8 protein-coding genes are annotated in these 12,549 nt (G+C 63.6%); 6 read left to right on the forward strand and 2 right to left on the reverse strand.

From position 1 onward, the window contains the following. Positions 1-89 precede the first annotated feature (89 nt). The 3 genes from KBX17_RS07510 (at position 90) to KBX17_RS07520 (ending at position 8,683) form a co-directional block, all read left to right on the forward strand. Positions 90-1,076 carry a hypothetical protein gene (locus KBX17_RS07510; RefSeq protein WP_256019164.1) on the forward strand — a complete coding sequence of 329 codons (987 nt, stop codon included), beginning with the start codon at positions 90-92 and terminating at the stop codon, positions 1,074-1,076. After that, the gene (locus tag KBX17_RS07515) at positions 1,073-4,744 is read left to right on the forward strand and encodes an ABC transporter ATP-binding protein (RefSeq protein ID WP_370687596.1); all 3,672 of its coding nucleotides are present in this window, start codon (positions 1,073-1,075) and stop codon (positions 4,742-4,744) included. The genes KBX17_RS07510 and KBX17_RS07515 overlap by 4 nt, the downstream gene beginning before the upstream one ends. Before the next feature lie 156 nt (positions 4,745-4,900). Further along, positions 4,901-8,683, forward strand: coding sequence for a multifunctional oxoglutarate decarboxylase/oxoglutarate dehydrogenase thiamine pyrophosphate-binding subunit/dihydrolipoyllysine-residue succinyltransferase subunit (locus KBX17_RS07520; protein ID WP_256019171.1), 3,783 nt, complete (start codon positions 4,901-4,903; stop codon positions 8,681-8,683). Positions 8,684-8,766: 83 nt separating this feature from the next. Here KBX17_RS07520 and KBX17_RS07525 read toward each other — a convergent pair whose 3' ends face one another. Together KBX17_RS07525 and KBX17_RS07530 are read right to left on the reverse strand one after the other, a co-directional pair. Next, complete coding sequence (locus KBX17_RS07525; protein WP_256019173.1) at positions 8,767-9,627, reverse strand: hypothetical protein; 861 nt, start codon at positions 9,625-9,627, stop codon at positions 8,767-8,769. After that, positions 9,628-10,347, reverse strand: a complete 720-nt coding sequence (locus tag KBX17_RS07530) for a general stress protein (protein WP_256019175.1) — start codon at positions 10,345-10,347, stop codon at positions 9,628-9,630. It lies immediately after the preceding gene. 98 nt (positions 10,348-10,445) lie between these two features. On the opposite strand from KBX17_RS07530, the gene KBX17_RS07535 reads away from it, so the two are divergent. From KBX17_RS07535 to KBX17_RS07545, 3 genes are all read left to right on the forward strand, one after another. Further along, on the forward strand, positions 10,446-11,588 hold the full coding sequence (locus tag KBX17_RS07535) for an Mrp/NBP35 family ATP-binding protein (protein WP_256019176.1): 1,143 nt from the start codon (positions 10,446-10,448) through the stop codon (positions 11,586-11,588). 107 nt (positions 11,589-11,695) lie between these two features. Beyond that, a complete protein-coding gene (locus tag KBX17_RS07540) occupies positions 11,696-11,884 on the forward strand; it encodes a hypothetical protein (RefSeq protein ID WP_040423784.1) in 189 nt (62 codons plus the stop codon). A gap of 6 nt (positions 11,885-11,890) precedes the next feature. Continuing rightward, positions 11,891-12,541, forward strand: a complete 651-nt coding sequence (locus KBX17_RS07545) for a hypothetical protein (protein ID WP_256004522.1) — start codon at positions 11,891-11,893, stop codon at positions 12,539-12,541. Positions 12,542-12,549: the final 8 nt, after the last annotated feature.

Below are 12,549 nucleotides of genomic sequence, written 5' to 3' on the forward strand. Positions count from 1 at the left end.
CCGTGTCATGTAATCCCGGCCTATGATGACGTGGCCGGGAACACGACACTAATGTTCCCCCAACCAACCCCCAAGGAGACGAGATCACCGTGTTCGGCCGCAAGAAGAAGAACGATCAAGCCGTGGCCGAAAGCGGCCCCCAGGGCGGTTACACGGACTCCGCGCAGATCGAGGAGAACGCCTCTGCCATCGGCAAGGGCTTCATCAAAGCCCTCGATCGCGCAGTCCGGCTGCAGAGCGGGCTGATCGAGGCCTACGTGGACCGCCTGCGCCGCGCGAACCCGGAGGCCACTCCGCAGCAGATCCAGGAGATGATGGATAAGCACTTCCTCACTATCGCGGCCGGTTCTGGTGCCGGTGCGGGCGGTGCTGCCGCCATCCCTGGTATCGGATTCGTCACCGGCACGGCGGCGATTGCCGGGGAGTCCCTCCTGTTTGTGGATTTGGCGGCTGTCTACACGGTCGGTTCCGCGTACCTGCGCGGTGCAGACATCTCCGATGAGGAACACCGCAAGGCGATCGTTCTCATGGTCTTGCTGGGCACGCAGGGCACGGCGATCGTCGATACGCTCATCGGGCCCGAGGCCGCGCGAATGCCTGGACCGAAGATGCTGAAGAACTTCACCGGCCCCACCCTCAACCAGGCGAACTCGATGATGACGCGGGCGTTGAGGAAGTCGATCTCGAAGCGTCTGCGCCGGATGTGGATCGGCAAGCTGATGCCGTTCGGCATCGGTGCGGTGGCCGGCCTGTACGCCAACCGCAAGCTGGCGAAGGCTGTCGTGGACAACGTGTCGAACAACCTCGGCCACCCGCCGGCCCAGTTCCTTCAGGAGCTACCGCCGAAGACGGAGGTCGAGGAAGAGTTGGACAAGGCAGAGTCTGACAAGAATTCCCGCCTCGCGGCGATGATTTCCGTCTTCCGTAAAAACCGCGACAACGGCCCGGAGATCGAAGGCGACCCAGACGCGAAGGGCATCCTGGAAAAGCTCGGCATCACCGGTAACGCTGACGAGCTGGAGGAAAACGCTCTGCGCAGCCGCTTCTCTCGCGGCACGAAGGGTGAATCCGAATAAGTCCCCTGCTGACCCGCGCGCTGAAAGCGAATGCGGGATTCGCTGCACTTACCCTCATTACCGCTGTGGTCGCGGCGGTCCTGCAAGTCGCTGTTCCCGGGTTGACTGGTGCAGCTGTTGACGTTGCCACCGGCACCCGCGAGGGATCCGTCACCACGATCGCGTGGGCGATGGTGGGCATAGCGGCAGCCCAGTTCGCGTTCCAGGTGCTGCGCCGCTGGGCAGCCGGTTCACTGGCCACCCGCTCGCAGCATTGGGTGCGGGTGGAGCTGCTGAGAACTCTGCACCGCCTTGACGGTCCCGGTCAGGACGACATTGTCACCGGGCAGATCGTCTCGCGCTCGATTACTGACTTAGGGCAGCTGTTCTCAGTCTTTGCCATGGCGCCGCTCGCGCTCACCCGCCTCGTGCAATTGCTGCTCACGCTGGCGGTCATGCTCTCCCTTGACGTTCCGCTGACGCTGATGTCGCTGGGTTTCCTCCCGCTCATCGTGTGGGTCGGCGGCCGGTCGCGCAGATCCATGTACGCCGCCACGTGGGCGAACCAGCAGTCCGCAGCAGAGCTAGCCAGCCACGTCGAGCAAACCGTCTCCGGTGTCCGCGTGGTCAAGGCCTTCGGCCGTGCCGAGCATGAAGTAGCAAAGCTCGACCGGCTCGCCCGCGACCTCTACGCCGTGAAGATGCGGGCGGCCAAACTCACGGCCCGGTTCCAACCGACGTTGACCCAGCTCCCCAACATCGCACTGGTGGTCACCATCGTCGCAGGCGGTCTCATCGCGCTCGGCGGCGGGATGACGGTCGGCGGATTCGTCGCCTTCACCGTCTATTTGACCTCGCTCACGCAGTCGATGTCGATGCTGGCCAACACTTACGTCACGCTGCAGATGGGCATGAGCGGCATCGACCGGCTCGACGAAGTTCTCGCCCTCTCCCCGGAGCAACCCGCGCCCACTGCACCAGCGCTGCCCAACGGCCCCACCGGCATCGACTTCGACCACGTCACCTTCACCACCGACGGACGCTGTGTGCTCGACGAAGTCAGCTTCACCGTCTCCCCCGGTGAGCATGTCAGCGTCATCGGCCCCGCCGGCGCCGGCAAGTCCATGGCGGTCCAACTCGCAGGCGCGTTCTACACCCCAGATTCCGGGAGCATGTCGCTTATCGACGCCTCCGGGCAACGGTTCCGCTACTCAGACCTTCCCGCCAGGGAGATCCGCAAAGCAGTCACCTGCGTCTTTGACGAGGCGTTCCTGTTCTCTGTCTCCATCCGGGACAACATCGCCATGGGTGCTGACGTCACCGATGCTGAAGTTACCCACGCCGCCCGGATGGCGTGCGCCGACGAATTCATCGAGAACCTTCCTGACGGTTACGACACTGTCGTCGGCGAGCGCGGCCTGACGCTATCTGGCGGGCAGCGTCAACGCATTGCGCTCGCCCGCGCGCTTCTGTCTCAGCCGGCCGTGCTCGTGCTCGACGACGCTACCTCAGCTATTGATGCCACCACCGAATCCACCATCCTGCGCAACCTGCGCGAGAACCTCAAAGGTGTAACGCTCATCGCCGTGGCGCACCGGCAGTCGACTGTGGACCACACCGACCGGGTGATCATCCTCTCCCCTGCGGACGGTGAGGGCAGCGGCGGCAGCCGCGTGGTCGCCGACGGTCCGCGCGAGGAGATTGTGGAGACTGACCTCTACCGCGCACTGATGGATCCGGATGTCCGCCGCGCCCAGCGTCCCGAACCAACCCACGACCAACTCTGGCCCGAGGTCGCTGAAGAAAGCCACGAGCACGTGCTCACCCGAGCAGCGGGCGCCGGGGCCGGTTTCGGCGGTGGCGGTGGCCGCGGCGGCGGAGGCGGGGGTGCCGCCCGCGTGGTCACCGCGACACCGGAGTTGTTGGAACGCCTCGAACACCTCCCTCCTGCCACGGAACAACCCACTGGCACCATCCCGGAGGGTGTGCGCGCGATGCTGCGCTCCGTGCGCTGGCTCATTCTCGCCGTCACTCTCTTGCTCGTGGTCGGGGTGCTCACGGACTTGGCCTTCCCCACCCTGGTGCGCACCGCGATCGACCGCGGCATTCAGGCGGGCGACTCGAACGCGCTGTGGATCGTCGGCGCGGCCGCCCTCATCGTTGTGGTCATCGCCTGGGCTGCGAACGCCGCGATGACGGTACTGTCCTCGCGCTCCGGCGAGCGGCTCCTCTACGGCTTGCGGGTCCGTAGTTATGACCACTTGCAGAAACTGGGTCTGAGCTACTTCGAGTCGAATCTTTCGGGGCGGATCATGACGCGGATGACCACCGACATCGACACGCTGTCCAGTTTCCTGCAGACGGGATTGGCGCAGGCGGTGGTCTCCGTCGGCACGCTCATCGGTGTCACGGTCATGCTCGTCGCAACGGACGGTTCACTCGCACTCATTGCTCTGGCCGCAGTGCCGATCATCGCGGTGATCACGGTGGTGTTCCGCCATTACTCGAAGCGTTTCCACGCCCAAGCCCGTGCACAGATCTCGGCGGTCAACGGGGAGTTCGCGGAGCTCATCGGCGGCATCCGCAGCAGCCAGATGCACTTAATGGAGCCGGTCGCCGAAGCACGCTTCAGCGACGAAAGTGATACGTATCGGCGCTTGCGCATGCGTTCTCAGCTCCTCGTCGCCTTCTACTTCAACGGCATGCAGGCGATCACCCAGATCATGACGGCCGTTGTGGTCGGCGTGGGCGCGACCCGCGTCGCCGAAGGCACCCTGTCGGTCGGTGTGCTGGTCGCCTTCACCATGTACTTGAGCCTGCTGTACGGGCCGATCCAGCAGCTGGGCCAGATTTTCGACTCTTGGCAGCAAGCCACCGTCAGCTTCGACCGCATCCGCGAACTGCTCGACACTGAGACCACGGTTCCCGACACCGGTGCCCGCACGGGCGCTGCCACCGCCGCACAGGGCGAGCTCGCCCTGGAGAACGTCACTTTCTCCTACACCGCCGACGGCCCCGATGTGCTTTCTGCTGTCGACGTCACCGTCAAGCCAGGCCAGACTGTCGCCCTGGTGGGGCCGACGGGGGCGGGCAAATCAAGCGTCGTCAAGCTGTTGGCGCGTTTCTATGATCCCGTGACGGGCGCTGTGACCGCGAGCGGCGCGGACGTGCGTGACTTCCCGCTCGTGGATTGGCGGCGCGCGCTGGCGCAGGTGCCGCAAGAGTCCTACCTCTTTCCCGGGACTGTGGCCGACAACATCTCATATGGAGTCTCGGATGCCACCGCGGCCGAGATCGAGGATGCTGTCAGGCGTATCGGGGCGCTCGGCGTCATCGCTTCCATCCCCGGCGGGTTCAACCACCCCGTCGGGGAACGTGGTCGGGGCTTGAGTTCCGGCCAGCGCCAAATCATCGCGCTCGCCCGCGCGGAAATCCTCCACCCGCGCGTCGTGCTTCTCGACGAAGCCACCGCCACCCTCGACCCCGTGACCGAACGCGACGTGCTCGACGCGGCCGCGAAAACCACCCGCGGACGCACCTCCGTTATCGTCGCGCACCGCCTCGCTACGGCGCGGAGGGCCGACCGAATCCTCGTCATTGACCCTGGGCGGATCGTGGAGGACGGTTCCCACGAGGACCTGCTCGCCCAGGACGGACGGTACAGCCGGATGTGGGCCGCGAGTCGGTGACCCGTAACTCTTTTCCGTTCCGCTAGCAAGGTTAGGCACAGCTAGATGGGTGGGTGTCGGTCAGCCGACGGCTAAGCACGTAGTATGGGCTACGACTGGCTACAGCCGGATAAAACGATCCGAAGAAATCTACCCGAAGGAAGGCGAGCAACCGCCGTGAGCAGCGAAAACACGTTCGGCCAAAATGACTGGCTGGTGGACGAAATGTTCCAGCAGTACAAGGAGGACCCCAACTCCGTCGACGCAGAATGGCGCGAGTTGTTTGAGAAAGAGGGCACGGCGGGCGCCGACGCTAAGCCTGTCTCCGCCGCTGCCCCTGCGAAGAACGCAGCAACTAACGCAGCTAACGCCGAAGTAGACGACCGCCCGCACCGGGCCCGCACCGAAACCAAGGTCGCAGAGACCACCGGTGCCCCGTCCCAGGACGGCCGTGAAACCAAGGTGGACAAGGCCATTGAGACTACGGCCAAGTCCCAGCCTTCCGAGAAGAAGGCGGCTAAGAAGACCGTGAAGCCGTCGCCGATGGAAAAGGTCAAGCCGCTGCCTGAGGCTGGTGAGACCCAGCTGAAGGGCACCTTCAAGGCCATCGCTAAGAACATGGACGAGTCCCTGACCGTCCCGACGGCGACGACCGTGCGCGACATGCCGGTCAAGCTCATGTTCGAAAACCGTGCGCAGATCAACGACCACCTCAAGCGCACCCGCGGCGGCAAGATCTCGTTCACGCACATCATCGGCTGGGCCATTGTGAAGTCCGCCATGATCCACCCGGGCATGAACGTCAACTACACCGTCAAGGACGGCAAACCGTTCGTGGTCACGCCGGAGCACATTAACCTCGGTCTAGCTATTGACCTCCCGCAGAAGGACGGCACCCGCGCGCTCGTGGTCGCCGCCATCAAGGAGTGCGAGACCCTCACCTTCGAGCAGTTTGTCCGGGCGTACGAGGACATTGTCGCCCGCGCCCGCGACAACAAGCTGAAGATCGACGACTTCCAGGGTGTCACCATTCAGCTGACCAACCCGGGCGGGATTGGCACCCGCCACTCCATCCCGCGCCTGACCAAGGGCCAGGGCACCATCGTCGGTGTCGGCGCGATGGACTACCCGGCTGAGTTCGCCGGTGCTTCTGAGGACCGTCTCGCCGAGCTCGGTGTGGGCAAGCTGACCACGCTGACCTCCACCTACGACCACCGCGTCATCCAGGGCGCGGAGTCCGGCGAGTTCCTGCGCGACATCTCCCAGTTGCTTATCGACGATAAATTCTGGGACGAAATCTTCGACGCCATGTCCATCCCGTACGCCCCGATGCGTTGGGCGCAGGACATCCCCAACACCGGTGTGGACAAGTCCACCCGTGTGATGAACCTGATTGAGGCGTACCGCTCCCGCGGCCACCTCATCGCCGACACCAACCCGCTCAGCTGGGAGCAGCCGGGACTGCCCAAGCCGGACGTGTCCGACCTGCAGCTGGAAACCCACGGCCTGACCCTGTGGGACCTGGACCGCACATTCAACGTCGGCGGCTTCGGCGGCAAGGAGAAGATGACGCTGCGCGAAGTGATTACCCGCCTGCGCGCCGCCTACACCCTCCACGTCGGTGCCGAGTACACCCACGTTCTCGACCGCGACGAGCGCGACTGGCTGCGTGACCGCCTCGAGGTGGGCATGCCCAAGCCGACCAACGCCGAGCAGAAGTACATCCTGCAGAAGCTCAACGCCGCTGAGGCCTTCGAGAACTTCCTGCAGACCAAGTACCTGGGTCAGAAACGCTTCTCCCTCGAGGGCGCGGAAACGCTGATCCCGCTCATGGATGCCGTCATTGACACCGCTGCCGGCCAAGGCCTCGACGAGGTTGTCATTGGCATGCCGCACCGCGGCCGCCTCAACGTGCTGTTCAACATCGTGGGCAAGCCGGTCAAGACCATCTTCGGCGAGTTCGAGGGCAACCTGCAGCCCGCCCAGCAGGGCGGCTCCGGCGACGTGAAGTACCACCTCGGCTTCGAAGGCGAGCACATCCAGATGTTCGGCGACGGCGACATCAAGGTCTCCCTGGCCGCTAACCCGTCCCACCTGGAAGCTGTGGACCCGGTTCTGGTCGGTATCGCCCGCGCGAAGCAGGACATCATCAACCACGGCCAATCCGCCGACGACCACCCCATCGTCCCGATGATGCTCCACGGCGACGCCTCCTTCACCGGCCTGGGCGTGGTTCAGGAGACCCTGAACATGTCCAAGCTGACCGGCTACGATGTCGGCGGCACCGTCCACATCGTGGTGAACAACCAGGTCGGCTTCACCACCACCCCGGACCAGGGCCGTTCCACCTACTACGCCACTGACCTGGCCAAAGGCTTCGACTGCCCGGTCTTCCACGTCAACGGCGACGACCCCGAAGCGGCCGCTTGGGTGGGCCAGCTGGCCACCGAGTACCGCCGCGAATTCGGAAAAGACGTCTTCATCGACCTCATCTGCTACCGCCTGCGCGGCCACAACGAGGCTGATGACCCGTCGGTGACCCAGCCGATCATGTACGAGCGCATCGACTCCCACCCCTCTGTGCGTACCCGCTACACCAAGGACCTCATCGGCCGTGGCGACATCACCGAGGAAGAGGCCGAGATCGCCGCACAGGACTTCCACGACCAGCTGGACTCCGTCTTCAACGACGTCAAGGAAGGCGGCGGCTCCCCCGCCGAGCAGACCGGCATCACCGAGTCCCAGGAGCTCACCCGCGGCCTGGACACCTCCATCGATGAGAACCTGTTCAAGACGCTGGCCGATGCTTACGCCGACCTGCCGGACGACTTCACGCCGAACAAGCGCCTGAAGACCGTTCTGAAGGCCCGCGGCGGCTCCTTCGACGGTGGCGACATCGACTGGGCATGGGGCGAGCTGCTCGCCTTCGGCTCCCTGGCGCACGGCGGCAAGCTCGTCCGCCTCGCCGGCGAGGATTCCAAGCGCGGTACCTTCACCCAGCGCCACGGTGTCCTGTTCGACCCGAGCACCGCGGAACAGTACAACCCGCTCGACGCCATCGCCATCGAGGCTGGCAACGGCGGCCGCTTCCAGATCTACAACTCCGCTCTGACGGAGTTCGGCGGTCTGGGCTTCGAGTACGGCTACACCGTCGGCAACCCGGACGCCCTGGTTGCTTGGGAGGCCCAGTTCGGCGACTTCGCCAACGGCGGCCAGACCATCATCGACGAGTACATCTCCTCCGGTGAGACCAAGTGGGGCCAGCTTTCCAGCCTGATCATGCTGCTGCCGCACGGTTACGAGGGCCAGGGCCCGGACCACTCGTCGGCACGCATCGAGCGCTTCCTGCAGCTCGTTGCTGAGGGGTCCATGACCATCGCTCAGCCGTCCACCCCGGCTAACCACTTCCACCTGCTGCGCCGCCAGGCGCTCGGTGAAATGCGCCGCCCGCTGGTCATCTTCACCCCGAAGTCCATGCTGCGCAACAAGGCAGCTGTCTCGCAGCCGGCAGAATTCATCGAGACCACCGGGTTCCGTTCCGTCATCGATGACCCGCACCTCGTTGACGCGAACAACAAGGTCATCGGCGACACCGAGAAGGTCAAGACGATCATGCTGTGCTCCGGCAAGATCTACTACGAGCTGGAGAAGCGCCGCCAGAAGGACGGGCGTGACGACGTCGCGATCATCCGCATCGAGATGCTCCACCCGATCCCCTTCAACCGCCTCTCCGACGCCTTCGCCAACTACCCGAACGCCGAAGAGATCCGCTTCGTCCAGGACGAGCCCGCAAACCAGGGTCCGTGGCCGTTCTACAACGAGCACCTGGCCAACTACGTGGAGAACATGCCGCCGATGCGCCGCATCTCCCGCCGCTCCCAGTCCACGACTGCAACCGGCGTGTCCAAGGTGCACCAGCAAGAGGAGAAGGCGCTTCTCGACGAAGCTTTCGCCGACTAACCCCTCCCCTTAGACAACCTAAAGCCCGCCACCTGGAGTTCAACCTCCGGGTGGCGGGCTTTCCGTCGTGCGTTGGGCTCTGCTTAGGAGTCCCGGGCTTCGCCCTCTTCGACGATGCGCTGGAGTTCAGCGCCCATACCGGTCTTCTCCATCATCCAATCATTCACAGCACGCGAGGGATCGCCCTCCGTCTTCGTCCGCTCGACCAGCTTTTGGAGATCCTCCGTGCTCAGCGCGCGGGTGGCCTTATGCATCGCTTGCCGGATACCACGATCGAACAATCCCACCTTGAAGACGGGCATGATGTTGCGTGGCAGAGTCTCCTGCTCGTTCGCCTCGGCGGGCGGTGCGTTCGTGGGTAGTGCGTCCGTTGGCGGTGCGTCCGTGGGTTGCCCTTCTGGGGGCTGTCCCTCCGGGATATCGTCCTCCGGTTTCGCGTTGTCCCCGCGTATCGGCTCAACCCCGCGTGTGCTTTCCGGATTCTGCAAAGCACCGCCGTCGTCCTCGGGTTCGCACCCTTGAGCTGGCGAAGGATCCAACGTCATGAAGTCACCGGGGAGCGTGCCAGCAGCAGCATCGTAGGTCGCGTCCTGGACATCCAGGTCTTCTTCATTGGCGGTGGCGATCTGCGCGCGAAGTTTCGCTTCCTCACCGGGGTTCTCGCCTTCCACAAGGGTGCCGGAGCAGAAGACTCCCAGATTCGCTTCACCCGACTGGAGCATTTCCAGCTTGTCTGAGGCAGTCGCGAGTTCAACTCCGACGATCCCAACCGGGCGGCCGTCGAGTTCAATGACCTGCCGGTAGATCTCGGCAAGCACCCACTGCTCCGGATCGGAAGGATCGGCGGCAATGACCACCGGTTCAGAACCGTCCTGCGCGCAGGACGAAAGCGTCAGCGCAGTCGCCACTGCGAGGACGTTGACAGCGAGTTTTCTCCCCAGCACTTAACGCTCCGGGTGAGCCGGGTTGTCGGGGTCAATGTTGGTTTCAGCGTGGTCGCGCGGTTCAACGCGGTAGCTTTCCGACGCCTCCGGCTGAACCGGGCGCTCATGCAGCGTGGGCTCCGGCTGGGCGGTCTGAGGACGCGCTTGCGGCTCGTGCGGCTCGTGCGGCTGGGCACCAACATGCGGCTCCCGCGGCTGCCCCTGCTGGATCTGCTCCCGCTGCGGCGCGGGCTGTCCCGGCTTGCCCATTTGGTTGATCATGTCCCTGGCGCGGGGGGCTTGGGAGGCTTCGCAGAGGACGTCGTAACGCCCGGCGACGATGGTGGTCATGGAGGAAAAGTCGCGCTTACCCTGCGTGAATGCGTAACCGGCGGCCGCGAAGATGAGGCCGAAGATGACACCGATAACGAGCGCGGTGAACAGCGAACCCCAGACGTTGGGGCTGAACATTGCGAACAGCAGACCGACGAACAGACCCAGCCACAGGCCCGACAGCGCACCGCCGCCCAGGACGCGCCCCCAAGTCAGCCGCCCGGTGACCTTCTCCACCTGCATCAGGTCCACACCGACGATGGTGAGGTTCTCGACGGGGAACTCTCGGTCGGACAGGCCGTCGACAGCAGCTTGCGCCTCGGCGTAGGTATTGAAGCTACCGACCGGCCACCCGGACGGGCGCTGCAACGCTTGCGGGCGGGCTTGCTGGTTATACGGCTGGGTCATGGCTGCTAATCCTCAATTCGGTAATAGATATCGCGTACTCCCATGATTGTAATGCCAGGCTAGGAGCAGGTTGAGCACTGACATATACTGTTCCCACGATGAGTGACACCGCACCAATTACTGAAGCAGCTGTCCGCAACGCCCTCGCGCGTGTCGACGACCCCGAGATCGGCAAACCGATCACCGACCTCGACATGGTCGAATCTGTCCGGATCGAAGGCCGCGATGTCGCCGTGGGCATCTATCTGACCATCGCGGCATGCCCGATGCGCGACACTATCCACGGCAACGTGCGCGCGGTGCTTGAGGAACTCGACGGCGTCGGCGAAGTCAGCGTGACCATGCACACCATGAGCGAGGAGCAGCGCCGCGCGTTGGCGCAGCGTCTCAAGGGTGACAAGTCCGATCCGGTCATTCCGTTCGCTCAGCCCGGTTCGACGACGCGCGTGTTCGCGGTCGCGTCGGGCAAGGGTGGTGTCGGCAAGTCCTCGATGACAGTCAACCTGGCGACGTCGCTCGCGGCCCAGGGGTTGACCGTGGGCATTCTCGACGCCGATATCTACGGCCACTCTGTCCCCGGCCTCATGGGCTCGGCCGGCCAAGGCCCCACGGTTGTCGACGAGATGCTCCTCCCCCCGATCGCCCACGACGTCCGCCACATCTCCATCGGCCAGTTCGTGGAAGGCAACGCTCCCGTTGTCTGGCGCGGCCCCATGCTCACCCGGGCTATTCAGCAGTTCCTCACCGATGTGTACTGGTCCGAGCTCGACGTCTTATTCATGGATTTACCGCCGGGAACCGGTGACATCGCCATCTCTGTGGCTCAGCTCGTGCCCAACGCAGAGCTGATCATTGTGACCACCCCGCAGGCCGCCGCCTCGGAGGTCGCCGAGCGAGCCGGCTCCATCTCCCAGCAGACCGGCCAGAAGATCGCCGGCGTCATCGAGAACATGTCCGCGATGGCCATGCCTGACGGCACCATGTTGGATATCTTCGGCACCGGCGGCGGCGAGCACGTGGCCGAGCGCCTCTCCCTCATCACCGGCGAGGACGTTCCCCTGCTCGGCTCCATCCCGCTCGATCCCTCGCTGCGCGAACACGGCGACGACGGCACACCCGTCGCCATCTCCGCCCCTGACTCCCCCTCGGCGCAGGCGATCAACGCTATCGCTGAGAAGCTCAAGGTGCGCCGAGAGTCCCTGGCGGGCAAGAACCTCAATCTCGGCGTGACGGGTAACTAGCGCGGTCCCACCCGACCTGGCGAGCCATTCGCGGGCTGCTGACTTGTTCAGTATTCTTGTGGCATACATCCCGAATACGTCACGTTTCTCAGTGCGAAGGAGGAATCATGTCAGCACCTGTGTTCAAGGAGCTCAGTGAAGCTCAGCTCCGGGAGCAGCTCACCAGCGTCAAGAACGAAATGGCCCCCTACACCGTTGATGTGCTCCGCCGATTGAAAGACGCGGGTGCGATCAACTTCGAAGAAGAGCGTCTGCTCAACCGCTACGAATCTCTGAACTGGCTCATCGAGGGTTAGAATCCCTTGGACTCGCAGACTTTTAGTGCGAAAGTTCACCACTTCTCCTCGCAAAGCGAGGACCTACTTAACGACACTCTCGTCGGCAGAACCGAGTTGAGCGACTTTCTCATCTCCAAAGATAAAAACCGTGCAACCTTTAACCTGACAAAATCACTGGAAATTGAGCAGTCAGGGAGCGACCGTTTGAGCCTCCGCTGCGAATATCGTCTCTGCACGAGTTCCGATGGAACCCAGATAGCCATCGAAACGAGTAGTTACAAGGTGCAGTTCAAGGCTCTCCAGAAGTTCGTTCCGATCGTGCGGTTCGAGTATGAACGCGATGCTCGAAACAAACCGTCTAGTCATTTTCAGTTTCATTCTGATTCGGTGCCGTTGGGCCTACTCCTCGCGCGAGCCGGAAAATACGATGCCGCAGCGCACCAGCAAGACGTTCACTTCCCGATGGGTCATCGACGATTCAGAGTTAGTCTTGAAGATGTCATCGAACTACTAGTCAAGGAGTTCGGAGCTAGGCCGCGGGACGGTTGGCAGCGCCACCTTGACGAAAGCCGCGATAAATTCTACGAACTACAAGCCAGCTCGGTTATCCGGGACAACATTCCAACTGCAATTTCGGTGCTAGAGGATCTGGGATACACAGTTAGCTCACCGTGATAAGCGGG

Source organism: Corynebacterium sp. CCUG 65737, assembly GCF_024454115.1.
GTDB classification, from domain to species: domain Bacteria; phylum Actinomycetota; class Actinomycetes; order Mycobacteriales; family Mycobacteriaceae; genus Corynebacterium; species Corynebacterium genitalium.

Excerpts from the sequence above, each read along its gene's own strand:
- KBX17_RS07530 (WP_256019175.1), bottom strand. The coding sequence starts at position 10,347 with ATGACCCAGCCGTATAACCAGCAAGCCCGCCCGCAAGCGTTGCAGCGC.
- KBX17_RS07535 (WP_256019176.1), top strand. The coding sequence starts at position 10,446 with ATGAGTGACACCGCACCAATTACTGAAGCAGCTGTCCGCAACGCCCTC.
- KBX17_RS07540 (WP_040423784.1), top strand. The coding sequence starts at position 11,696 with ATGTCAGCACCTGTGTTCAAGGAGCTCAGTGAAGCTCAGCTCCGGGAG.